This window comes from Pseudomonas sp. FW300-N1A1 (genome assembly GCF_058789115.1).
In genome coordinates, this window is record NZ_JBYTBK010000005.1 from 179,399 (window position 1) to 203,173 (window position 23,775).

At 61.6% G+C, this 23,775-nt stretch carries 15 protein-coding genes and 1 pseudogene; 4 read left to right on the top strand and 12 right to left on the bottom strand.

Going from position 1 to position 23,775, the window contains the following annotated elements:
• Nucleotides 1-283: 283 nt before the first annotated feature.
• On the top strand, nt 284-1,183 hold the full coding sequence (locus AC3WQN_RS06520; RefSeq protein ID WP_103401374.1) for a bestrophin family protein: 900 nt from the start codon (nt 284-286) through the stop codon (nt 1,181-1,183).
• 75 nt (nt 1,184-1,258) lie between these two features.
• On the top strand, nt 1,259-2,314 hold the full coding sequence (locus AC3WQN_RS06525) for a tetratricopeptide repeat protein (protein WP_103401373.1): 1,056 nt from the start codon (nt 1,259-1,261) through the stop codon (nt 2,312-2,314).
• Between the two features lie 66 nt (nt 2,315-2,380).
• On the opposite strand, the gene AC3WQN_RS06530 is transcribed toward AC3WQN_RS06525, so the two are convergent.
• The 4 genes and pseudogenes from AC3WQN_RS06530 to AC3WQN_RS06545 form a co-directional block, all read right to left on the bottom strand.
• Entirely contained in the window at nt 2,381-2,758 is a 378-nt protein-coding gene (locus tag AC3WQN_RS06530) for a response regulator (RefSeq protein WP_095079059.1), read from the bottom strand.
• Nucleotides 2,759-2,836: 78 nt separating this feature from the next.
• Nucleotides 2,837-3,127, bottom strand: a pseudogene (locus AC3WQN_RS06535) (sensor histidine kinase); the annotation flags it as partial.
• Nucleotides 3,128-3,144: 17 nt separating this feature from the next.
• A complete protein-coding gene (locus AC3WQN_RS06540; RefSeq protein ID WP_103401371.1) occupies nt 3,145-3,972 on the bottom strand; it encodes a CheR family methyltransferase in 828 nt (275 codons plus the stop codon).
• On the bottom strand, nt 3,972-7,448 hold the full coding sequence (locus AC3WQN_RS06545) for a response regulator (protein ID WP_103401370.1): 3,477 nt from the start codon (nt 7,446-7,448) through the stop codon (nt 3,972-3,974). The genes AC3WQN_RS06540 and AC3WQN_RS06545 overlap by 1 nt, the downstream gene beginning before the upstream one ends.
• Before the next feature lie 261 nt (nt 7,449-7,709).
• Between AC3WQN_RS06545 and AC3WQN_RS06550 the strand changes: the two genes are divergently transcribed.
• A complete protein-coding gene (locus tag AC3WQN_RS06550; RefSeq protein WP_103401369.1) occupies nt 7,710-8,072 on the top strand; it encodes a response regulator in 363 nt (120 codons plus the stop codon).
• Between the two features lie 104 nt (nt 8,073-8,176).
• On the opposite strand, the gene AC3WQN_RS06555 is transcribed toward AC3WQN_RS06550, so the two are convergent.
• From AC3WQN_RS06555 to tpx, 8 genes are all read right to left on the bottom strand, one after another.
• Complete coding sequence (locus AC3WQN_RS06555; RefSeq protein WP_103401368.1) at nt 8,177-8,923, bottom strand: SDR family oxidoreductase; 747 nt, start codon at nt 8,921-8,923, stop codon at nt 8,177-8,179.
• 180 nt (nt 8,924-9,103) lie between these two features.
• A complete protein-coding gene (locus tag AC3WQN_RS06560; RefSeq protein WP_103401367.1) occupies nt 9,104-11,185 on the bottom strand; it encodes a putative bifunctional diguanylate cyclase/phosphodiesterase in 2,082 nt (693 codons plus the stop codon).
• Nucleotides 11,186-11,373: 188 nt separating this feature from the next.
• Nucleotides 11,374-11,787, bottom strand: coding sequence for a hypothetical protein (locus AC3WQN_RS06565; RefSeq protein ID WP_492589260.1), 414 nt, complete (start codon nt 11,785-11,787; stop codon nt 11,374-11,376).
• Nucleotides 11,788-12,627: 840 nt separating this feature from the next.
• On the bottom strand, nt 12,628-14,121 hold the full coding sequence (locus AC3WQN_RS06570) for an efflux transporter outer membrane subunit (protein WP_103401567.1): 1,494 nt from the start codon (nt 14,119-14,121) through the stop codon (nt 12,628-12,630).
• Nucleotides 14,118-17,225 carry an efflux RND transporter permease subunit gene (locus AC3WQN_RS06575; protein WP_103401568.1) on the bottom strand — a complete coding sequence of 1,036 codons (3,108 nt, stop codon included), beginning with the start codon at nt 17,223-17,225 and terminating at the stop codon, nt 14,118-14,120. The genes AC3WQN_RS06570 and AC3WQN_RS06575 overlap by 4 nt, the downstream gene beginning before the upstream one ends.
• The gene (locus AC3WQN_RS06580; RefSeq protein ID WP_103401569.1) at nt 17,222-20,326 is read right to left on the bottom strand and encodes an MdtB/MuxB family multidrug efflux RND transporter permease subunit; all 3,105 of its coding nucleotides are present in this window, start codon (nt 20,324-20,326) and stop codon (nt 17,222-17,224) included. Before AC3WQN_RS06580 ends, AC3WQN_RS06575 begins: the two co-directional genes overlap by 4 nt.
• Nucleotides 20,323-21,639 carry an MdtA/MuxA family multidrug efflux RND transporter periplasmic adaptor subunit gene (locus AC3WQN_RS06585; protein WP_103401570.1) on the bottom strand — a complete coding sequence of 439 codons (1,317 nt, stop codon included), beginning with the start codon at nt 21,637-21,639 and terminating at the stop codon, nt 20,323-20,325. Before AC3WQN_RS06585 ends, AC3WQN_RS06580 begins: the two co-directional genes overlap by 4 nt.
• Before the next feature lie 176 nt (nt 21,640-21,815).
• Nucleotides 21,816-22,316 carry a thiol peroxidase gene (gene tpx, locus AC3WQN_RS06590; protein ID WP_103401571.1) on the bottom strand — a complete coding sequence of 167 codons (501 nt, stop codon included), beginning with the start codon at nt 22,314-22,316 and terminating at the stop codon, nt 21,816-21,818.
• Nucleotides 22,317-22,609: 293 nt separating this feature from the next.
• Between tpx and AC3WQN_RS06595 the strand changes: the two genes are divergently transcribed.
• Entirely contained in the window at nt 22,610-23,719 is a 1,110-nt protein-coding gene (locus tag AC3WQN_RS06595; RefSeq protein ID WP_103401572.1) for an RHS repeat-associated core domain-containing protein, read from the top strand.
• Nucleotides 23,720-23,775: the final 56 nt, after the last annotated feature.

Consider the following 23,775-nt stretch of genomic DNA (forward strand, 5'->3'; position numbering starts at 1 on the left):
GGCCGGGCTGGCGCTCCAGCACGTAGTGGCCCTGGCCGGGTGATTGCGCTCTTTCAGGCAAGGCCTCGGCGACCTTTTTGGGGTTGCTGCGCAACCCAGCGCGAGCAAGCTCGCTCGCCACGGGGGTCGATGTTGTTTGCCACATCTGTGTGATGTTGATCACAGCTGGCTTCGTCATAGAGCCCATCGATCACCCCGTCAGCCAAAGCAATTGGACAGGCCCTGCGCAGGCCACTAGCCTTTATCCGCTACGCACGCACCTGACCCACCGAAGATCCCCACCATGATTGTCCGCCCCAAGCCCAACCTGATCGGCCTGCTATTTTCCCTCAAGGGTTCGATTGCCAAGCGCATCGCCCTGCGTTGCCTGCTGGTGACACTGCTGGCGTCGGTCATCGTGCTGGTGGAAACCTGGCACCCGGCCTACTTCTCCAGGGTCAATGTCACGCCCTTCACCCTGCTGGGCTTGTCGCTGTCGATTTTCATGAGCTTTCGCAACAACGCCTGTTACGACCGTTGGTGGGAAGGTCGCAAGCAACTGGGGCAGATGATCGTCGAAGTGCGCTCGCTGATTCGGCAAACCCAAATGCTCAAGGGTGCAAGCCAGCGCGAACCGCTGCTCAGAGAGCTTTGCGGCTTTGCCCATGGCCTGGTCGCTCGCCTGCGACTGGAAGACGAAGCGGTCGCCATCCTGCCCTGGGCGGACACCACCCGGGACCGCCGGCACCCGAACCTCACCGACTGTCTGCTGCAACGCGCCGGGGCGCGCTGCTCACAGCTGGCCGAGGATGGACAGATCAGCGAGTGGCGCTACACCCAACTGGAAAACCGACTGGTCAGCCTGAGCCAGGTCCAGGCTGCCTGCGAACGGATCAAGTTCACACCACTGCCCTTCCCCTACACCCTGTTACTGCATCGCACCATTTACCTGTTCTGCATCTTGCTGCCGTTCGCCATGGCCGAGCCGCTGGGCTGGCTGACGCCGGTGATTACCGCTATCGTCAGCTACACCTTTTTCGGTCTCGACGAAATCGGTGACGACCTGGAGGACCCGTTCGGCTTCGATGAAAACGATCTACCCTGCAATGCCATCCTGCGCACTCTGGAGCGCGAAGTGCTGGCCGCCCTGGGCCATGACGACCTTCCACCGGCACTGGCACCGGTCAATTACGTGTTGACCTGACCCCGGGTTTGACTCACGGCGCCAGCTGACCGAAGCTTGCAACCTTGCACACGTTGTCAGCGCCCGGATTACTGCATGCCCAAGCCTCGCCGCTATTTGATCATCAGCCTGCTTGCCCTGTTTGCCATCGCCGTCGCCTGGTTTTCCCTGCACGATTCGGTCCCCCAGGTGCCTGAGACCATCAAGCGCGGCTATAGCGAAGCCCTGGAACGGGCACGCAATGGCAAGCCCGGTGCAGCCCGAGTGCTCTATCAGCAACTGGCCCGCCCGGACATCTCGGACAAGCGGCGCGTCTGGCTGCATGCCGAACTGCCCAATTACCCCAGCCCGCAGGCGTTGAAGCTGGCGGATGCGGACTTGCTCAACCCATCGGTCGCGGTCCGCCAGGCCGCAATCAAGAGCATCGTCGGGCTGGTTCCCAGCGGCCAGCGCAGTCTGTTGCTCGGCCCGTTGCTCGACGACAGTGAGCAAGCCGTGCGTTTTACTGCCGCCAACGCCTTGCTTGGCCTGTCGCCCGATGACCTGGGGTTGTATTTCGGGCCCTTGCAGCAAGTCATCGATGAATATGAGCAGTCGCTGAAAAGCCAGCCCGTGACCGCGCAAAGCCAGTACCAACTGGCACGCCTGCACCTGCACAACGCCGAACTGAAGCAGGCGCAGCAGGCGCTCGATGCCACCTTGCACCTGGACCCGGAGAATCTGCCGGCACTGGTGCTGCAAATCGACGTGCTGGATAAGCAGGGGCAAAGCGAAGCGGCCCAGCAGTTACTGGCCAGGCAGCTCAAGGCCCAACCCGATTCGGCTTACCTGCAACACGCCCTGGGGATGTGGCTGCTGCATCACGGGCAGAACGAGTTCGCCCTGCTGGGGCTGTCCAGGGCGGTGGAGCTGGAACCCAATAACAAACAATACCGCTACGACCTGGCGACGACCCTGCATGAGGAGCAGGAGCTGGAGGCGGCGCAAAAACAGCTGCAAGAGATCGTTCAGCGCCATCCCGCCGACCGCAAGGCCCGGGTATTGCTGATCAACTACTGGAAGGAAAGCGGCCAGCTGCAGAATGTCCAGATATTGCTGGCACAGCTTGAGCAGATGAATCCGGACGACCCCGCCTTGCAGCAAGGCTTGTGATCGGCCGAGGTACAACGCAGGCGGCGACGCTCGATCAGGATCAAGCGCCGCAGCTTGGGGAAAGACTCAGGACAGCATTTCCTGCATCAGTTCCTGCAGCTCGTCCAGGTCGAAGGGTTTGGCCAGGATCGGCGCTTTCTGCGCAATGGGACTGCCCGACTCGCGAATTTCCTGCGGATAACCGCTGATGAAGATCACTTTCAGTTCCGGCCGCAGCTTCACTGCGGGCTCGGCGATTTGTACCCCCGAGATGCCGCCAGGCAACCGGTAGTCGGTGATCATCATGTCCAGATGGGGCTTGCTGGCCAGAATCGCGAAGGCCTCCTCGCCATCCACGGCCTGCAACACCCGATAACCCTCACCCGACAGATACGCGGCGAGCACCATCAGGATCGAAGGATCATCTTCGACGATCAATACGACATCTTGTGCATCTTCACTCATGGGAAGCCTTTGTTCGGTCAATAGCTGTTATTACGACCCTAAGGTCATGCAGAGGTTGCGTTTTTTTTGCCCGTCTTGCTACAGAGGCAGGCAAACACGGAACAACGAGCCTTGATCAATCTTGCTCTCGACACGGAGGGTGCCACCGTGGGCCACCACCATCCGCTCGCAAATGAACAGCCCCAATCCAAGGCCGGCCACCTCATTCCCGATGATAACCTGCTCGAACTGCTGGAAAATCCGCTTCTGGTTATCCTCGCTGATTCCCATCCCGCCGTCACGCACCTCGACCCAGGCCTGACCATCTTCAGGATAGACATGCACACTGATCGGCGCCTTGCCACTGTAACGCAAGGCATTGGTCAGCACGCTGACCTGGATCTGGCTTAGCATTTTCGGTAGATCCGTTCTTGTTTGACCAAAGGCTCGAACTGCTGGCCGTACGCGGAGAACTCAAGGGTTTCCTTGCTGCCCAGCGCCAGGAAGCCGCGATGGCACAGCGATTCATGAAACAAGCCAAAAGTCCGATCCTGTAGTTTTTTATTAAAATAAATCAATACGTTACGACATGAAATGAACTGGACTTCGGAAAACACACTGTCCGTTGCCAGGCTGTGATCGGCAAAGGTCACGTGCTCGCACAGGCTCTTGTCGAAAATCCCGTGGTCATAGGCGGCCGTGTAATAGTCAGCGAACGATCGCCGGCCGCCGGCCTGCTGATAATTCCTGGTATAGGCGCGGATGTTGTCCCGGGAGAAGATGCCCCGCCGGGCCTTTTCCAGCGACCGCGGGTTGATGTCGGTCGCGTAAATGAGGGTACGTTCCAGCAACCCCTCCTCGCGCAACAGAATCGCCAGCGAATAGACCTCCTCCCCGGTGCTGCAACCGGCGATCCAGAGCTTGATCGATGGATAGGTCTTGAGCCGCGGCACCACTTCCTGGCGAATGGCCAGAAAGTGCGCTGGGTCACGAAACATCTCACTGACTGGAATCGTCAGCAGTTGCAACAACTGCATGAACTCGGCCGGGTCGTGCAGCACCCGCTCCTGCAAGGCGGAGATGGTCCTGCACTCGAACTGATGCAGCGCGTGGTTGACCCGACGCTGGATCGACGCACCACAATAATCACGGAAATCGTAACTGTACTTGAGGTAGATCGCTTCGATCAGCAACCGCAGTTCGATCTCGCAAGCGGTGCCCGAGTTGCGCTCCACTAAATTCTTTCCATCTTCGGAAGCCACACGCGAACCAGCGAGAACAGGCGATCCAGGTCAATGGGCTTGGCCAGGTAGTCATTGGCACCCGCTTGCAGGCAGCGCTCCTGATCATCCTTCATCGCCTTGGCGGTAACGGCAATGATCGGCAGCTCGCGCCAGCGCGGCTCCTGGCGAATCCGGGCCGTGGCTTCAAACCCGTCCATCTCCGGCATCATCACGTCCATCAGCACCAGGTCGATGTCCTCGACTGCATTGAGCTTTTCCAGCGCCTCGCGGCCATTACGGCCAATGACCACGATGGCGCCCTTTTGCTCCAGGGCACTGGTGAGGGCAAAGATGTTGCGCACGTCATCATCCACCAGCAGCACCTTGCGACCGTCGAAGAGCCGGTCATGACTGCGGGCAGTCTTGAGCATCCTTTGCCGTTCATGGGACAACCGGGATTCGACTTTGTGCAGGAACAAGGTCACTTCATCCAGCAAACGCTCGGGAGAACGCGCGCCCTTGATGATGATCGAGCGTGAATAGCGGAGCAGTTCCGCCTCTTCATCACGGGTCAGGTTGCGCCCGGTGTAGACGATGACCGGCGGGAACGAGCAGATGTCTTCGCTGGACATGCGCTTGAGCAGATCGTTGCCGAGCATGTCTGGCAGCTTCAGGTCGATGATCATGCAGTCGTAGAGGTTTTCGCGCAGCAGGTCCAGCGCTTCCTGGGCAAGCCCCACGGCAGTGATCTCGATGTCATCGTCGCCGATCAGGCGGGCAATGCTGTCGCGCTGCAAGTCGTCGTCTTCAACCAGCAGTACCCGCTTGACCTTCTGCGTCAGCTTGGCCTCCAGGCGTGCAAACACGCCCTTGAGCTCTTCGCGGGAGGTCGGTTTGACGGCATAGCCAACCGCGCCCATGTGCATGGCGGCTTCGACACGGTCCTCGACCGAAATCACATGGACCGGAATATGTCGGGTGTCGGCCTGTTCCTTGAGACGCTGCAACACGGTCAGACCGGAATGGTCCGGCAAGCGCATGTCCAGCAGGATCGCATCGGGCAGGAACTGTGTGGCCAGATCGTAGCCTTCGTCGGCACCGTGGGCCACCAGGCACTGATACCCCAGTTCATGCGCCAGATCGAAGAGGATATGCGCAAAGTTGACCTCGTCCTCCACCACCAGAATGCATCGACTGGCAAACGGCGCGTTGCCGCGGTCATCGGCAAAGCGTGGTGCCTGCGGTGCGCCATCCCGGGGTTTGGCGGGCGTCGCGGGGGCAGGCACTGTGGCCTTCATCGATTGAGTCCGCAGCGCATCGTCCTCCACGTAACGCTCAGGCAGCACCAGGGTGAAAACGCTGCCCTGCCCCGGCTCGCTGCTGACGCTGATCGATCCGCCGAGCAAGGCCGCCAGGTCCCGCGAGATCGACAACCCCAGCCCGGTGCCGCCGTAACGACGATGGGTGGTGCCGTCGGCCTGGCGGAACGCCTCGAACACACTTTCAAGCTGATCGCCGGCAATACCGATCCCCGAATCGCGAACCACAAAACCGATACTGGCGTCCGGCTGGCGGATGACGGTCAGGCTGACCGTGCCCTTTTCGGTGAACTTGATCGCGTTCGACAACAGGTTCTTGAGCACTTGTTCCAGGCGCTGGGGATCGGTGAACAGCATCGGCGCTGCATCCGTCTGCACATGAGCCGTGAACACCAGTTGCTTGTCGGCGGCCAGCGGCTCGAACATCCCCCGCAGGCCATCTACCAGCCGCGCGACGCGGGTGTTCTGCGCCCGTATCTCCAGCTTGCCGGCCTCGACTCTGGAAATGTCGAGGATGTCATTGATCAGCTTCAGCAAGTCGTTGCCGGCCGAGTAGATCGACTCGGCGTACTGCACTTGCTCGGCACTGAGGTTCGCATGGGGGTTCTCGGCCAGCAGTTTGGCCAGGATCAATGAACTGTTCAGCGGTGTGCGCAGTTCATGGGACATGTTGGCCAGGAACTCGGATTTGTACTTGCTCGAACGCTGCAGTTCTTCGGCACGCTCTTCAAGCTGGGCTTGGGCCTGGTGCAACTCGGTGTTTTTCAGGTCCAGGACATCGCGCTGCTCGGCCAAGGTGAGCGCCTGGTCTGCCAGTTGCTCGTTGGTCTGCTCAAGCTCGACCTGCTGGGTTTCCAGGTGGGCCTGGGACTCCTTGAGAATCCGCGACTGTTCCTCCAGCTCCTCGTTGGCCGCCTTGAGTTCCTCCTGCTGCACCTGCAACTCTTCGTTGAGCTGCTGGGTTTCGGCCAGCACGTCCTGCAGGCGCTGGCGATAACGCGCCGCCTCGAGCGAGGTGCCGATGTTGCCTGCAATCAGCTCCAGCAGTTCGACATCGCGCTCGTCCAGGGCACGCAAAAAGCCCAGCTCGATCACCCCGTTGACCTGGTCGTCGTTCATGGCAGGCACCACGAGCACGCTGCGGGGCATGCCCTCGCCCAGCCCGGAGCTGAATTTGAAATAGTCGCCCGGGACATCGTCCAGGCGGATCAAGCGGCCTTGCCGGGCGGCCTGTCCGGCAAGGCCTTCGCCGCTGGCGATCGATTGTTCACGCGTTTGCTGCTCACGGGAGAAACCATAAGTGGCCACCCGGGCAAGGCCGCCATGGTCGTCCTTCACATACAGGGCAGCGACGACACTGCCCAGGTACTGTGCACAAAACTGCAGGATGCTTCGACCCAACAGGTTCAGTGTCATCTGACCGAGGACCTGCCCGGCCAGTTCGGTCTGCCCCTTGCGCAACCAGGCTTGCTGTTCCAGGCGCCGAGCGCTCTTTTGTTGCGCGGCGAGGTTGGCACTGTAGCTTTTCGAAAGGCTGACCAGGTCGCGGCGCCCGACGTAAGCCAGCAAGCCACTGATGCCGACGATGAACAGCACGTACAGGGAGATGCTCCAGATCGTCGTGCGACGAACCTCTTCGTTGCGCGTGGCGCGCAACTGTTGCTCCATGCCGGTGAGGTCTTCGTACTGTTTGCGGATTTCGTCGGTCAGGCGCTTGCCACGACCGACCTTCACCGCCGCGCGGTAGTCGCCGCTGCTACGCTGCAGGTCGATCATCGTTTGGGCATAGGCATTCCACTCGGTTTGCAACGCCTCGATCCGATGCAACCGGTCAAGCTGTACCGGGTTGTCCGCCGTCAGCTCCTGCAAGGTGTTGAGCGCCACAATGATTCGCGGCTTCGCCGTTTCATAGGGGTCAAGGAAGTGCGCGTCACCGGTCAACAGATAACCGCGCATGCCGGTTTCCAGGTCAACCGTCAGCTTCACCGCTTCGTTGGCGTTATTGATCACCCGGTCGGTATGCTCGACCTTCTGCATGACCGACATCAGGTAGCTGATCAGGGAGACAAAGAACACGACGCTGAGGACACCCACACCCAGCGGCAAACTGACGTTACGACTCAGGAGTTTGCGAAAGCTTTGCTCATCAACCGAAGACGAAGCGTTCATTGAGAGGCCTTGGTGAACTGTCACAAGAGAAGGGGTTTGCCCCAAAAGCGAATTTGGGATCCATGTTTCTGACAGCCTAGCCAGCAATTGCCGGTATTGCCCTCTAATGATCCCGATACGCGCAAGACCGCCGCCGATTCCTGTACATTAACGCTTTGCTGTACAGCGTTGCGAACGGGTCGGGTACCGGCAATCATTGACCAATGAGGCCGGACATTGTGATGGCCCCGGTCACCGAACGCCCTTTTGAGAACAGTCCTTATGTCCGCCACCGCCACCATCCTTGTCGTCGAAGACGACACCATCGTGCGCATGCTGATCGTCGATGTGCTCGAGGAATTGGCGTTCAAGGTGCTTGCGGCCGAAGGCAGCACGGACGCCTTGATCCTGCTGGAAAACCAGTCGAATACGATCGACCTGCTGATGACCGATGTGGGCTTGCCGGAAATGGATGGCAAGGAACTGGCCATGCGCGCCCGCGAACTGCGCCCCAACCTGCCGATTCTGTTTGCCAGTGGCTATGCCGCAAGCATTGAAGTACCTGACGGCATGTCGGTGATCGGCAAGCCGTTCTCCATCGATCAACTGCGCGACAAGGTCAAAAGCCTGCTGGGCGAGGTCTAGTGTCCGGTCTCACCAATACGTTCCTCGTTTGACGAGTGGCCGTTGTCAGACGAGGAGCGGCAACGGACGCCGTCAAAAAAGAACGGTCTTTGCGAGACAGGACACTAGCGCCCGCCCCCCAGGTCGACAAAGGTTCCGGTGGCATAGGACGCCTTGTCCGACAGCAACCAGATAATCGCTTCGGCCACTTCGTCCGGCCGACCGCCGCGCGCCATCGGAATGCCCGACTCCAGTTTGCTGACCCGATCCGGATCGCCGCTCAGGGCATGGAAGTCGGTGTAGATGTAACCCGGGCGCACCGCGTTGACGCGGATGCCTTCGCCGGCGACTTCCTTGGACAGGCCGATGGTGAACGAATCCAGCGCGCCCTTGGAGGCCGCGTAGTCGACATACTCACCCGGTGAGCCGAGTCGCGAAGCGACCGACGAGACGTTGACGATGCTGCCACCCTGCCCGCCGTGCCTGGGTGACATGCGCAACAGTGCGTGCTTGGCACAGAGGATCGGCGCCAGGACATTGGTTTTCATGACTTTCAGGATGCGGAACTCGGACATCTCCTCCACCCGCGACTTCTGGCCGACGGTGCCGGCGTTGTTGACCAATGCGGTCACGCGGCCCAGTTCCTGGTCGACCCGCTGGAACAGACTGATCACTTCATCTTCGATACTGACGTCGGCGCGTACGGCGATGGCCTGGGCGCCAAGGTCGCGCACCTGCTCCAGTACCCGCTGTGCGGACTGCTCGTCGGACTGGTAGTTGATGCAGACGCGGTACCCCTGCCTGGCCGCCAGCAACGCCGTGGCGGCACCGATCCCCCGACCGCCACCGGTGATGACGATGACTTTGTCCATGCTGATCTCTCCCCCTGGTTTGAGCTGAAGCCTTGCGTGCCAAGAATACCCGCCAGCGCCGGCTTTTGCATGTCCTGGGTCAGGCAAACCCGGCATCCGGCAGGCTTGTCGAGGGCGGCAAACCCACTGCTGCCTGCCCTGGCAAGCCAGCGCCCACCGGTCAGACAATGTGCGTGGTGATCAGCTGGCAGCCCGTTGCTCGGCACGGTGGATGTCGACCATGAAGCGCTCGGCCGGCAACGGGTGACCCAACAGATAACCCTGCAGCGAATCGCAGCCCAACTGCGTGAGGAAGTCCTGTTGCACGCCGGTTTCCACCCCTTCGGCGACAATGCGCAAGCCCAGCGCCTGCCCCAGGGCAACGATGGCCGAAACGATGGCGGCGTCGTCACTGTCGTGCTCCAGGTCACGGACAAAACCGCGGTCGATCTTCAGCTCGTTGGCCGGCAGGCGCTTGAGGTACATCAAGCTGGAATAGCCCGTGCCAAAGTCATCGATGGACAGGTCGACCCCCATCTCCGACAGCTGCTGGAGCACCGTCATGCTGGCGTCCGCATCACTCATGGCGGTGGTCTCGGTGATTTCCAGGGTCAGGCTGTTCGCCGGCAGGTCATGGGCCGCCAGGGCGTTGGCAACGCTTTGCACCAGGCCTTCGTGACAGAACTGCAAGGCCGACAGGTTGACCGCGATGCGCCAGTTGGCATAGCCCTGAAGGTGCCACAGGCGCATCTGCCGGCAGGCTTCGTTGAGTACCCACTCACCGATCGGGATGATCAACCCGGTTTTTTCCGCCAGTTCAATGAAGCGGTCCGGCAGCATCATGCCGTGGGTCGGGTGCTCCCAGCGCAGCAGCGCTTCAGCGCCCACCGGCTGACCGTTGCTGGCATCGAACTTGGGTTGGTAGTACAGGTGAAACTGCCGGTGCTCGACCGCGTTGCGCAAATCCTGCAACAGCTGCAACTGTCGGCGTGCATCGGTGTTCATCGAAGCATCGAAGAACCGGTAGCCGTTCTTGCCGGTGCCCTTGGCGTGATACATCGCCGCGTCGGCATTCATCAGCAGCTCTTGCGGCGTTGTACCGTTGCCGGGATAGATCGCGATACCGACACTGGCTGAGATCTGCAGATCGTGCTCCCCGACCCGGAATGCTCGCGCGATCAGCCCCACCTGCCGCGCGGCCAGACGCAAGGCATCGTCCGCCTCGGCGAGCTGCACCAACAGGACGAACTCGTCCCCGCCGATGCGCGCCAGGGTGTCCTGGCTGCGCAAATCCTCACGCAGGCGCACGCCCACCTCGCGCAGCAACTGGTCGCCCATATGGTGACCGAAGGCGTCGTTGACCGGCTTGAAGCCGTCCAGGTCAATGAACATCAGCGCAAAGCAGCCGCCCTGCTCCTGCACCCGCTGCATGGCCAGGTCGATACGGTCGGCCAGCAACACGCGGTTGGGCAGCCCGGTGAGCGTGTCGTGCAACGCCAATTGGGTCAGTTCACGGTTGGCTTGGGTCAGGGAGTTGGCCAGCGCGGCAGTGCGCGCTTCAAGGCGCGCATCGAGGATGGAGGTCAGCAGGGCAATGCTCAGCACCGCCAGGGTGGTGACCAGTACCAGGTTGTCCAGGCCCTTGCCGCTCAAGCCATCGAGGGTCGCGCCGCAAAAGCTGCCGTCGGCAAATTGCGCGGCGGCCATCCCGGTGTAGTGCATGCCGACAATGGCAATGCCCATGATGATCGCCGCCCCGGCCCGGGCAAAGCGCACGTACGGGGTGTTCTGGCGCAACCGGAAGGCGATCCACAGTGCCGCGGCCGATGCTCCGACGGCAATCGCCAGCGAGGCGCCGAACAGGGTCGGGTCATAATCGATGCCCGGCGTCATGCGCAGGGCGGCCATGCCGGTGTAGTGCATCGCACTGATCCCGGCGCCCATGATCAAAGCACCAAATGCCAGTTGCCAGGCCGGCAGGCGTGGCTGGCTGACCAGCCACAGGGCAAAGCCACAGGACACCACCGCAATCACCAGCGACAACGCGGTGATTGCGAAGTCATAGCCCAGGTTGATCGGCAAGCTGAAGGCCAGCATGCCAATGAAATGCATGGACCAGACCCCGATCCCCATGGCCAGGGCGCCACCGGCCGTCCACAGGTGGACTGCCCGTCCCTTGGCCGTGGCAATACGGCCGGTCAGGTCCAGTGCGGTATAGGACGCAAGTATCGCTACACAGAGCGAGATAAGAACCAGGGCGGGGGAATAGCTACCGATGAGCATCAGACTTCTCGAAAAAAGCCCTACCATGCTGCGTCCGTGCTCGTGGGGCGAAAGTGGGCGATTGTACTGATTCCGTCGCCGAACGCACCTGCAAAGTAGCCAAAAGGCCAGTAGTCGGACGAAAAGTCTGTAACAAGCCCAGACATGCCCTTACGGGGTGTAAGGGTGTGTTCCAGAAGGGGTCGACATCACGCTTTCATGTGGCGAGCGAGCTTGCTCGCGCTGGGCTGCATAGCAGCCCCAAAGCGATCGCCCGGTTTTTTCTGACAGAGCACAATCGCCTTCCCGGGGCCGCTGCGCAGCCCAGCGGGAGCAAGCTCCCTCGCCACGAAGGCCGCGTTCACGCTGGAGTGGAAGGCATACTTCGCAGCAAGGCTATCGACGGTCATCGCAAAACCCGGAATGCCAAACCCGTGGCGAGCGAGCTTGCTCGCGCTGGGCTGCATAGCAGCCCCAAAGCGATCGCCCGGTTTTTTCTGACAGACCACCATTGCCTTGTCAGGGCCGCTGCGCGGCCCAGCGGGAGCAAGCTCCCTCGCCACGAAGGCCGCGTTCACGCTGGAGTGGAAGGCATACTTCGCAGCGAGGCTATCGACGGTCATCGCAAAACCCTGGATGCCGAACACAGCCCTGTGGCGAGCGAGCTTGCTCGCGCTGGGGTGCAAAGCAGCCCCAAAACCGGTCACCTAGGTCTTTCTGACAGACCTCCGTTGCCTTGTCAGGGCCGCTGCGCAGCCCAGCGGGAGCAAGCTCCCTCGCCACAAAGGCCGCGTTCACGCTGGAGTGGAAGGCGTACTTCGCAGCGAGGCTGTCGACGATCATCGCAAAACCCTGGATGCCGAACACAGCCCTGTGGCGAGCGAGCTTGCTCCCGCTGGGGTGCGAAGCAGCCCCAAAACCGGTAACCGAGGTCTTTCTGGCAAACCACAATCGCCTAGTCAGGGCCGCTGCGCGGCCCAGCGGGAGCAAGCTCGCTCGCCACGAAGGCCGCGTTCACGCTGAAGTGGAGTGCGTACTGCGAAGCGAGGCTGTCGACGGTCATCGCAAAACCCTGGATGCCGAACACAGCCCTGTGGCGAGCGAGCTTGCTCGCGCTGGGGTGCAAAGCAGCCCCAAAACCGGTCACCGAGGTCTTTCTGACAGACCTCCGTTGCCTTGTCAGGGCCGCTGCGCAGCCCAGCGGGAGCAAGCTCCCTCGCCACGAAGGCCGCGTTCACGCTGGAGTGGAAGGCGTACTTCGCAGCGAGGCTGTCGACGGTCATCGCAAAACCCGGAATGCCAAACCCGTGGCGAGCGAGCTTGCTCGCGCTGGGGTGCATAGCAGCCCAAAAACCGGTAACCAAGGTCTTTCTGGTAAACCACAATCACCTGGTCAGGGCCGCTGCGCAGCCCAGCGGGAGCAAGCCCCCTCGCCACGGATTGGGCGGCACCATCATCGATGCCTATTTGCTTTCGCTGGCCTGCAACTGCCCGTCCCATCCGCCACCCAGCGCGGCGATCAGCTGGACGCTGGCGATCAGGCGACTCTGCTGCAGGCTCAGGACACTGCGCTCATTGCTCAGGGCCGTGGCCTGCACCACCACCACGTCGAGGTAGGCGATCAGCCCGGCCTTGTACTGGTTCTGGGTCAGGCGCAGCGACTCACGGGCGGCATCCAAAGCTTGCTGACGCACCGCCGCTTCATCTTCGAACACCTTGAGCTGTACCAGGTAGTTTTCCACCTCGCGGAAACCATCGAGCACCGTTTGGCGGTACTTGGCCACGGTCTGGTCGTAGACCGCCTCGGTACGGTCGACTTCGGCCGTTCGCTGACCGCCGTCGAACAGGGTCATGGCCAGTTTCGGTCCCACCGACCAGAAACGGTTCGGCAGGCTGATCAGGTCGGCCGAGGTACTGCTGCTGTAGCCGCCGGACAAACTCAGCGACAGGTCCGGATAGTAGGCGGCCTTCGCCACGCCAATGTTGGCATTGGCGGCGATCACCGAGCGTTCGGCGGAGGCGATGTCTGGGCGCCGCTCCAACAGTTGCGACGGCAGGCTCACCGGCACCTGCGGCAAGGCCGGGATGGTCTGGATTTCCGCCAGGCTGAACTGCGCCGGTGGCAAGCCCATCAGCACGGCAATGGCATTCTCGAATTGCGCACGCTGCCAGATCAGGTCGACCAGATCGGCCTGGGTCGTCTTGAGCTGGGTTTGCGCCTGGGCCACCGCGTCCTTGCCGGAGACACCGGCGCGGTACTGCTTTTCGGTCATGGTCAAGGAGCGCTGGTAGTTGTCCACCGTGGCTTGCAGCAGGCGCTTTTGCTGATCGATCACCCGCAGTTGCAGGTAGTTCTGCACCAGTTCCGACTGCTGGCTCAGGCGCATCGCCGCCAGGTCGGCGAAGCTCGCCTGGGCACTGGCTTCGTCGGCTTCCAGGCCCCGACGCAGCTTGCCCCAGATATCGGCCTCCCAACTGACGCCCAGCTCCGTACTGTAGGTGTTGCGGATGCCGCTGCTGGAGTTGCTCAGGCTCGAACTGCTGCTACCGGAGCCTTGGCTGGAACGAGTTTTGCCGCCGCTCAGGTCGACCGTCGGATAGAACGCACCACGGGCACTGCGCACCAGGGCCTGGGCCTGACGGTATTGCGCTTCGGCTTGCGCGACAGTCTGGTTGGAACGGTTGAGCGCGTCGATCAGGCCGTTGAGCTGCTGATCGCCATACAGCTCCCACCAGGCCCCCCGCGCCAACGCATCGCTCGGAGTGGCCTGACGCCAGCCTTCAGCCTGCTCATAGTGGGCCTGCGAGGCGACGCTCGGACGCTGGTAGTCGGGGCCAATGGCGCAGGCGCTGAGCATCAGGGCGCTGAGGGACAGGCTCAACAACCGCGAGCCGCGGGCCGTGACCAGACGTCGGGTCGACAGGGGATCGAGGTTGAATGGGCAGCGGTCAGTCATAGCGCGGTTTCCAGGGCAGCATCGGTACGAACCCCACGCCAGCGGTTGACCCGGTGGCGCAAACGGTCGAGGTAAAGGTAAACCACCGGGGTGGTGTAAAGCGTCAGCACCTGGCTGAAGATCAGCCCGCCGATGATGGTCAGGCCCAGGGGCTGGCGCATCTCCGCGCCCTCGGCGCTGCTGAGCAACAGCGGCAAGGCGCCGAGAATGGCCGCCAGTGTGGTCATCAGAATCGGTCGCAAGCGCAACAGGCAGGCACTGCGGATCGACTCCAGGGGCGCCATGCCCTGTTGGCGCTCGAGTTGCAGCGCCAGGTCGATCATCAGGATGGCATTCTTTTTCACCACGCCGATCAGCAGGAACAGCCCCAGCAGGGAGATCAGGCTGAACTCGCCCCCCAGCGCATAGATCGACAGCAGCGCGCCGACCCCGGCCGAAGGCAAGGTGGAAAGGATGGTCAGCGGGTGTACATAGCTTTCATAGAGCACTCCCAACACCAGGTACACCGCCAGCAACGAGCCAAGGATCATCCACGGCTGGCTCTTCTGGGTGGCGGCGAAGGCATCGGTGGTACCGGCCATCTTGGCAATCACTTCTTCCGGCAGGCCGAGCCTGGCGATCGCCCGTTCGATCGCCGCGCCGCCCTGCTCCACGGTCACCCCTTCGGCCATGTCGAACGACACGCTTTCGGAGGCGAATTGCCCTTCATGGCTGACGCGGTCGTTTTCCAGGCTGTTTTCGTAGTGGGCAATGGCGGACAGTGGAATCCGCGCGCCGGTCGAGGTGATCACCTGCACCTGATTGAGGGTGATCGGGTCCTGGGCGTACTTCGGATTGACCTCCATCACTACCTGGTACTGGTTCAGGCTGTCGTAGATGGTGGAAATCTGCCGCTGGCTGTAGGCGTTGTTCAGCACCGAGGTGACCATGTCCATGTCGATGCCCAGGCGCTTGGCCTGGTCGCGGTCGACCACCAGTGTCACCTGCGCCGCCCCGGCCCCTTCCCGGGCGTCGATGGCGGTCAGCTCCGGCAACGCCTTGAGCGCGGTCACCACTTTCGGGTACCACTCGCGCAATGCCGACAGGTCGCCGCTCTGCAGGATGTAGCTGTACTGGGACGACTGTTGCTCGCGGCCGCCGCCGAACTGCAGGTCCTGGTCGGCCATCAGCATCAACTGGGCACCGGGTACCTTGGGCATTTCCTTGCGCAGGCGTTCGATGACCTTCTGCGCCGAGAGCTTGCGCTCCTTGACCGGTTTCAGGCGTACCAGCATGAAGGCGTTGTTGATGCCGTTGCTTCCGCCGATAAACCCGGCGACGCTTTCCACGGCCGGGTCTTTCAACACCGCACGGCGGAAGATTTCCATCTTCGGCTGCATCACACTGAAGGACAGCCCGTCGTCACCCCGGACAAAACCGATCAGTTGACCGGTGTCCTGCTGGGGCAGGAAGGTTTTTGGCACCACCACATACAACGCGACGTTGACGCCAATGGTAATGAACAGGCTGAACAGGGTCAGTCGCGGATGACGCAGCACCCAGTCCAGGCTGCTGGCGTAGTGCTTGACCATCCAGTCGTTGGCCTTGCGACTGCCCCGCTGCAGGCGGTTGTCCCGACCCGGCGTGTGGGGTTTGAGCCAGCGGGCACAGAGCATCGGGGTCAGGGTCAGGGACACCACCAGCGACACCACGATCGCCGCCGCCAGGGTGATCGAGAACTCGCGAAACAGGCTCTCGATGATCCCGCCCATGAACAGGATCGACAGGAACACCGCCACCAGCGACACGTTCATCGACAACAGGGTGAAACCGACTTCCTTGGCCCCCAGGTAGGCGGCCTTCATCGGCGCGATACCGTCATCGATGTGCCGGGAGATGTTCTCCAGCACCACGATTGCATCGTCCACCACCAAGCCGGTGGCGAGGATCAGCGCCATCAGCGACAGGTTATTCAGGGAAAACCCGTAGAGGTACATCACCGCAAAGGTGCCGACCAGTGACACCGGCACCGCCAGCGTGGGGATCAATGAGGCGCGGAAGTTGCCGAGGAACAGGAACACCACCAGGATCACCAGCGCCACGGCGATCAGCAGGGTCATTTCCGCTTCATGCAGGGTCGCCTTGATCACCGGCGAGCGGTCCATCGCCAGGTTCAGTTTGACGCTGGACGGCAACACGGCCTGCAACGCGGGCAGTTGGGCCTTGATCTCGTTGACCGTCTCGATGATGTTGGCGCCGGCCTGGCGGTTGACCACCAGCAATACCGCCGAGTCGTCATTGAAGAAGCCACTGTTGTAGCGGTCCTCGACGCCATCGGAGACCTTGGCCACATCGCTCAGGCGCAACACCGATCCGTTCTGGTAGCGAATGATCAGCGGCTCGTAATCCTTGGCCCGTTCCAACTGGTCGTTGGCCTGCACCTGCCACATGCGCTGGTCGTCTTCGATCGAGCCCTTGGGCCGGCGCACGTTGGCGTTGGCGATGGTGTTGCGCACGTCATCCAGGGCCACGCCGTACTGGTTCAGCAGTTGTGGCTCAAGCTCGATGCGCACCGCCGGCAGGGAGCTGCCGCCGATCTGCACTTCACCCACCCCCGGCACCTGGGACAGGCTTTGCGAGAGGATGGTCGAGGCCAGGTCATACAGCTGGCCTTTTTCCAGCACGTCGGAGGTCAACGACAGCACCATGATCGGCGCCTGGGACGGGTTGACCTTCTTGTAAGTGGGCATGCTGCGCATACCGCTGGGCAGCAGGTTGCGCGAGGCGTTGATCGCCGCCTGCACTTCCCGCGCCGCGCCGTTGATGTCGCGGTCCAGGTCAAATTGCAGGATCACCCGGGTCGAACCCTGGCTGGAGCGGCTGCTCATGGTGTTGACCCCGGCAATCGCACCGAAGGATCGTTCCAGCGGCGTGGCCACGGTGGACGCCATGACCTCGGGGCTGGCACCCGGCAAGCTGGCCTGGACCACGATCACCGGGAAGTCCATTTGCGGCAAAGGCGACACCGGCAACAGGCCGAAACTGACGCCGCCCAGCAGCATGATTGCCAGGCTCAGCAACATGGTCGCTACCGGGCGCTTGATGAAAGGTCCGGACAGGTTCATGGCTGTTCTACCGACTCCAGACGCTCAGGCGCACGCCGCCAGCGTCGACCGAGACGGTCGAAATACAGGTAGATCACCGGCGTGGTGAACAGCGTCAATACCTGGCTGACCAGCAAGCCGCCCACCATCACCAACCCCAGGGGTTGGCGCAGTTCAGCGCCGGAACCGGTGGCGAGCATCAAGGGCACTGCCCCGAACAACGCCGCCAGGGTGGTCATCAGGATCGGCCGGAACCGCAGCAACGCTGCCTGATAGATCGCCGTCGCCGGGTCCATGCCTTGATTGCGCTCGGCCTCCAGGGCGAAGTCGATCATCATGATCGCGTTCTTCTTGACGATGCCGATCAACAGGATGATGCCGATAATGGCGATCATCCCCAGGTCGTTGCCACTGAGCAGCAACGCCAGCAAGGCGCCGACAGCGGCCGAAGGCAAGGTGGAGAGAATGGTGATCGGGTGAATGTAGCTTTCGTACAGCACCCCCAGCACGATGTACATGGTCACCACGGCCGCCAGAATCAGCAGCAAGGTGCTCGACAGCGAAGCCTGGAACGCCTGGGCCGCGCCCTGGAACTCGGTCTGCACCCCGATCGGCATGCCGATCTCCTGCTCGACCTGCTCGATCAACGCCACCGCTTGCCCCAGGGCCACCCCGGGCGCGAGGTTGAACGACACCATCACCGCCGGGAACTGGCCGATATGGGCAATCGCCAACTGGGCCTGGCGCTCTTCGATCCGGGCCAGGCTGGACAGGCGGACCTGGCCGCCGTCGGTGGTCTTGACGTAGATCTGCTCCAGCGCCTGCGGGCCGATCTTCTCGCCATCCCTGGCCTGCAGTACCACACGGTACTGGCTGGCCTGGGTGTAAATGGTCGAGATCTGCCGCTGGCCGAAGGCGTCGTACAGCGCGTCCGTGATGTTGGACACCGACACCCCGATGCGCGAAGCCGCGTCCCGGTCGATCACCAGGTACACCTGCAAGCCCTTGTCCTGCAGATCGCTGGCGACATCGGTCAGCTCGGGCTGGCGGGCCAGCGCTTCGACCAGGCGACCACTCCACTGGCTGAGCAGTTCGGCATCCGGTGACGACATGCTGAACTGGTACTGCGTGCGGCTGACCCGGTCCTCGATGGTCAGGTCCTGCACCGGCTGCATGAACAGGCGAATGCCCACCAGGGTGTCCAGTTGCGGCTGCAGGCGGCTGATGACCTCGGTCGCGCTCAGGTCGCGTTCCCGGTGGGGCTTGAGATTGATCAGCAAGCGGCCGCTGTTGAGCGTGGCGTTATCGCCATCCACGCCGATATAGGAAGAAAGGCTCTGCACCGCCGGGTCCTTCAGGATGACCCTGGCCAGTTCCTGCTGACGCTCACTCATGGCGGCGAAGGAGATCGACTGCGGCGCTTCGGAAATCCCCTGGATCACCCCGGTGTCTTGCACCGGGAAGAAGCCCTTGGGCACCACCAGGTACAGGACCACCGTCAGGCCCAGGGTGGCGATGGCGACCAACAGGGTCAGCGGCTGGTGCTTGAGGACCCATTGCAACTGCCGGCCATAGGCGGCGATCAGCCAGTCGATCCACGCGCCGCTGGCCCGGTAGAAACGGCCCTGCTCTTCAGGTTTTGGTTCACGCTTGAGCAAGCGCGCGCACATCATCGGCGTCAGGGTCAGCGAGACCACCAGGGAAATCAGGATGGCCACCGCCAGGGTAATGGCGAACTCGCGGAACAACCGCCCGACCACATCCGCCATGAACAGCAGCGGGATCAACACCGCGATCAGCGACAACGTCAGCGAGACCAGGGTAAAGCCGATCTGCTTGGCGCCCTTGAGTGCCGCCTGCAGGGGGCTATCGCCCTCCTCGATGTAGCGCGAAATGTTTTCCAGCATGACGATCGCGTCGTCCACCACGAAGCCGGTGGCGATGGTCAGGGCCATCAAGGTCAGGTTGTTGACCGAGAACCCGGCCAGGTACATCACCCCGAAAGTGCCGATCAGCGACAAGGGCACGGCAATCGATGGGATGAGGGTGGCGCTGGCGCGACGCAGGAACAGGAACGTCACCATCACCACCAGGGCAATGGCGATCAGCAACTCATGCTGCACGTCGGTGACCGAGGCCCGAATGGTCTGGGTGCGGTCAGTCAACACCACGACGTCGAGGCCGGCCGGCAGGTTATCGGTAATGCTCGGCAACAGGGCCTTGATCCGGTCGACCACCTCGATCACGTTGGCCCCGGGCTGGCGCTGGATGTTGAGCAGCACCGCCTGGTTTTCGTTGGCCCAGGCCGCGAGGCGCTCGTTCTCCGCGCCGTCGACGATCTGCGCCACATCCTTGAGCCGCAACGGTGCGCCGTTGTTGTAGGCCAGGATCAGCTCGGCGTAATCCTTGGGCGAGGTCAGTTGGTCGTTGGCGTCGAGCATCGACACCCGGGTCGGGCCGTCGAAGTTGCCTTTGGGCTGGTTGACGTTGGAGGCGCCGATCAGGCTGCGCACGTCCGACAGGTTCAAGCCGCTGGCCGCCAGGGCCTGCGGGTTGACCTTGATCCGCACCGCCTGGCGTTGACCGCCGGCAATGCTGACCATGCCGACGCCGCTGATCTGGGCGATCTTTTGCGCCATGCGCGTGTCGACCAGGTCGTTGAGCTTGGGCAGCAGCATGGTCTTGGAGGTGATCGCCAGGGTCAGCACCGGGGTGTCCGCCGGGTTGACCTTGTTGTACACGGGAGGTGCCGGCAGGTCTTTGGGCAGCAGGTTGGTCGCGGCATTGATCGCCGCCTGCACCTGCTGCTCGGCCACGTCCATGTTGATCTCGAGGTTGAAGCGCAGGGTGATCACCGAGGCGCCGCCGGAACTGGTCGAGGCCATCTGGGTCAGGCCGGGCATTTGCCCGAACTGGCGCTCCAGGGGCGCGGTGACCGCACTGGTCATCACGTCCGGGCTAGCGCCCGGGTACAGGGTCATGACCCGGATGGTCGGGTAGTCGACCTGGGGCAACGCCGACACCGGCAACAGGCGATAGGCGATCAAGCCGGCCAGGACAATGGCCAGCATGCTCAGGGTCGTGGCAACCGGCCGCAGGATGAACAGGCGCGAGATGTTCATGCGCCGCCCTTGAGGGCCTTGCCGGTGGCAGCAGGTGCGGAGGCGCCGTCAGTGGCCTGGCTGTGCAGGCTGTCCGCCGGCGATGCGGGTACCGTGTCACTGTCGTTGACCACTTCGACCTCACTGCCCTCTTTCAAGCGGTCGGTGCCTTCCAGGACCACCCTATCTCCGGGCTTCAAGCCCTCCTGGATCACGGTGTTGTCGCCGTCGCTGGCGCCAATCTTCAAGATGCGGATGGTGACCTTCTTGTCACCGTCCAGGGCATAGACGAAGGTGCCGTTGGTGCCGAACTGAATGGCCGCCGAAGGCGCCAGGATCACCCCCTTGAGGGTGTCGGCGAGCAGGCGGACGTTGACGAACTGATTGGGGAACAGCGCCTGGTCGCGGTTGTCGTAGCGCGCCTTGAACTTCAGGGTACCGGTGGTGGTGTCGATCTGGTTGTCCAGGCTATGCAACAGGCCGCTGGCCTGCAGCTTGTTGTCGCCACGGTCCCAGGCCTCGACCGGCAGCCTGGCGCCGGAACGGTAACGAGCCAGCACTACGTCCAGGCTGTTTTCCGGCAAGGTGAACGCCACGCTGATCGGCTGGGTCTGGGTGATGATTGCCAGCGCGGTGGTGTCGTTGGCGGCCACCAGGTTGCCGACATCGAGCTGCCGCAGACCGACCCGACCGGTGATCGGGGCGCGGATCCTGGTGAATTCAAGGTTGAGCTTGGCGTCGTTGACCGCCGCCTGGTTGGTCTTCACCGTGCCCTGATACTGCCCAACCAGCGCGGCGGCGGTGTCCAGGGTCTGCTTGGCGATACTGTCTTCGGCATACAGGCCGCGATAACGCTCCAGGTCCACCAGGGCGTTTTTCAACTGCGCCTGGTTCTGCATCAGGGTCCCTTCGGCCTGGAGCAAGGCATTCTGATACGGACGCGGGTCGATTTCGGCCAGCAGGTCGCCGGACTTGACCATCTGCCCTTCTTCAAAGGCGATTTTCACCAGCTCGCCGCCGACCCGGCTGCGCACATTAATGGTGTTCAACGCCGTGACCGTGCCCAGCGCCTTGTAGTACAGCGGGAAATCCCCCAGCACCGCCGGGGCCACCCGTACCGGCACCGCCCCCGTCGCGCCGCCAAATCCGGGGCGCATTCCGCCTGCCCTGCCGGCATGGCCGTTCGCGGCTTTTGCCGCGGCGCCGTCCTTTTGCGTCGCCGCACCTGGCCAGAACATCCAGCACAGGCCGGCAATGACCAACAGAACCAGCAGGCCGAACAGCCAGCGACGAGGATTACGGGAAGCAGAGGGTTGCATGGAATGATTAACCATTGGGCGCGTGGGCATCTTGATACGGGAGGCTGAACGATAAGCACTAGTGGCAGATAAGCAAAGCGCCTTTACCGGCAATTTACCTTCAGCTGACGATTGCGAGTGTTTGCTAAATTACTGAAGCACAAATGAAAACGGCCTGGACAGGGCCAGGCCGTTAACAATTGTAAACGCGATTATTTCAGAACGGACAACGCCGCCGCGTAGTTCGGCTCGTCAGCGATTTCCTTGACCAGTTCGCTGTGCAGCACGTTGTCGTTTTCGTCCAGCACCACCACCGCGCGCGCGGTCAGGCCTTTGAGCGGGCCGTCAGCAATCGCCACGCCGTACTGCTCGATGAACTCGGCGCCGCGCAGGGTCGACAGGTTCTTGACGTTTTCCAGGCCTTCAGCGCCGCAGAAGCGTGCCTGGGCGAACGGCAGGTCAGCCGAGATGCACAGCACAACGGTGTTGGCCACGTCATTGGCCTGGGCATTGAACGTGCGCACCGAGGTGGCGCAGGTCGGGGTGTCGATGCTTGGGAAGATGTTCAGCACTTTGCGCTTGCCGGCGAAGTTCGCCAGGGTCACATCGGACAGATCGCCTGCAACCAGGGAAAAGGCTGGCGCCTTGGAACCGGCTTGAGGCAGTTGGCCGTTGACTTGAACCGGGTTGCCTTTGAGGGTGACTTGAGCCATGAACGGAGTCCTTTATATGCAGTGATAGGGAACAGTCGTAAAGCGTTGTGAAGCGCAGGAAGTTAACCACGAATGTGCCGGTGAGCCTACCCCGGCGCGCTGTCAGACGATTCCTGATACTGGCAGCGAAATACTCCCCCTGGAACTGACGCGACCTGCGGTCTCTCCATCGGCAGTGACCCTGCGACCCACCCCGCACGCACAGCGTTCCCTAGCAGTTCTGCTAGTAGACAACGCTGGCGCCGACGCCCAACCTGAAGGCCCGTGATCATGAGCACACAGGATGTCGCGCCATGCATTCAGACCGTGGCTTCGTACTCTGCTACTACCGTTACGACCCGCTGGACCGGCTTGTCGGCACCTCACCGTCCGGGCATTCACCGGTGCAACGTTTTTACTGCAAGACCCGACTGGCCACGGAAATCCAAGGGCTGCTGCGACACTCGATTGTTCAGCACGACGACCAGTTGCTGGCGCAACAGCGGCGCAACGGGGAGCAGGTAGCGGCCACATTACTGGCCACCGATCAGCAGCGTTCGGTGCTGCATGCACTCAACACCGGCGCGCGTCATCCCATCGCCTACTCACCCTATGGTCATCACCCCGCCGACAGTGGATTGCTGAGCCTACTGGGGTTCAATGGTGAACGGCGGGATCCGGTGACCGGGCACTATTTGTTGGGCAATGGTTATCGGGCGTTTAATCCGGTGTTGATGCGATTTAATAGCCCGGACAATTGGAGTCCATTTGGAGGCGGAGGATCGAATGCTTACTCATACTGTTCATACAACCCTATAAATTTACAAGATCCCTCAGGGCATGCCCCTGCATCTTTGCTAGCTTACTTCTACAAATATTTTCCAATGCCACACCCATCAACACCAACGACTAACAACAACACTGGACTGCTGGCACTTGTAAAAAATATTCAACCAGATCATGCCAGAGAAATGTTTAAAAAAACCATCCTACACATGAGCAACCCACTCTTTCCAGCACAACAAACAAAATTGATAACCGATGCAGAAAATCTGCTTAACAGTAAAAGCCTCAACTATTCGCTGTCTCCTGGCAGGATGCAAAGCCCAGAAAACTCAAGCACCCGCTTCAACTACTTCAATGACAACGCAGAGACATTTCAATTCAAAGGGGGCATCCCCCAAGTAGGGGAGCCATTTTTACTACCAAATGCTGGAGGCACTTATCTGTACACCGAGCACTTCGACAGCGCGGTAAGCCATTACGCCTATCAAATGTTGTCATCGACAGATAAAACCATTAAAAAAACCAATCTCATCAATCTTCATCAGAGTGTACTTAATCGAGCAGAATACATCACCAAACACACGAAAGAACTGAATGTTTTACGTATCCGCCGCCCAAGATCCAGATCGCCCATTTGATACTGATTAGACTACGACCTCATCAATGAATTAAGCAACCGCACGATATTTCGATG

Excerpts from the sequence above, each read along its gene's own strand:
- AC3WQN_RS06520 (WP_103401374.1), top strand. The coding sequence starts at position 284 with ATGATTGTCCGCCCCAAGCCCAACCTGATCGGCCTGCTATTTTCCCTC.
- AC3WQN_RS06525 (WP_103401373.1), top strand. The coding sequence starts at position 1,259 with ATGCCCAAGCCTCGCCGCTATTTGATCATCAGCCTGCTTGCCCTGTTT.
- AC3WQN_RS06530 (WP_095079059.1), bottom strand. The coding sequence starts at position 2,758 with ATGAGTGAAGATGCACAAGATGTCGTATTGATCGTCGAAGATGATCCT.
- AC3WQN_RS06545 (WP_103401370.1), bottom strand. The coding sequence starts at position 7,448 with ATGAACGCTTCGTCTTCGGTTGATGAGCAAAGCTTTCGCAAACTCCTG.
- AC3WQN_RS06550 (WP_103401369.1), top strand. The coding sequence starts at position 7,710 with ATGTCCGCCACCGCCACCATCCTTGTCGTCGAAGACGACACCATCGTG.
- AC3WQN_RS06555 (WP_103401368.1), bottom strand. The coding sequence starts at position 8,923 with ATGGACAAAGTCATCGTCATCACCGGTGGCGGTCGGGGGATCGGTGCC.
- AC3WQN_RS06560 (WP_103401367.1), bottom strand. The coding sequence starts at position 11,185 with ATGCTCATCGGTAGCTATTCCCCCGCCCTGGTTCTTATCTCGCTCTGT.
- AC3WQN_RS06565 (WP_492589260.1), bottom strand. The coding sequence starts at position 11,787 with ATGACCGTCGATAGCCTCGCTGCGAAGTATGCCTTCCACTCCAGCGTG.
- AC3WQN_RS06570 (WP_103401567.1), bottom strand. The coding sequence starts at position 14,121 with ATGACTGACCGCTGCCCATTCAACCTCGATCCCCTGTCGACCCGACGT.
- AC3WQN_RS06575 (WP_103401568.1), bottom strand. The coding sequence starts at position 17,225 with ATGAACCTGTCCGGACCTTTCATCAAGCGCCCGGTAGCGACCATGTTG.
- AC3WQN_RS06580 (WP_103401569.1), bottom strand. The coding sequence starts at position 20,326 with ATGAACATCTCGCGCCTGTTCATCCTGCGGCCGGTTGCCACGACCCTG.
- AC3WQN_RS06585 (WP_103401570.1), bottom strand. The coding sequence starts at position 21,639 with ATGGTTAATCATTCCATGCAACCCTCTGCTTCCCGTAATCCTCGTCGC.
- tpx (WP_103401571.1), bottom strand. The coding sequence starts at position 22,316 with ATGGCTCAAGTCACCCTCAAAGGCAACCCGGTTCAAGTCAACGGCCAA.
- AC3WQN_RS06595 (WP_103401572.1), top strand. The coding sequence starts at position 22,610 with ATGCATTCAGACCGTGGCTTCGTACTCTGCTACTACCGTTACGACCCG.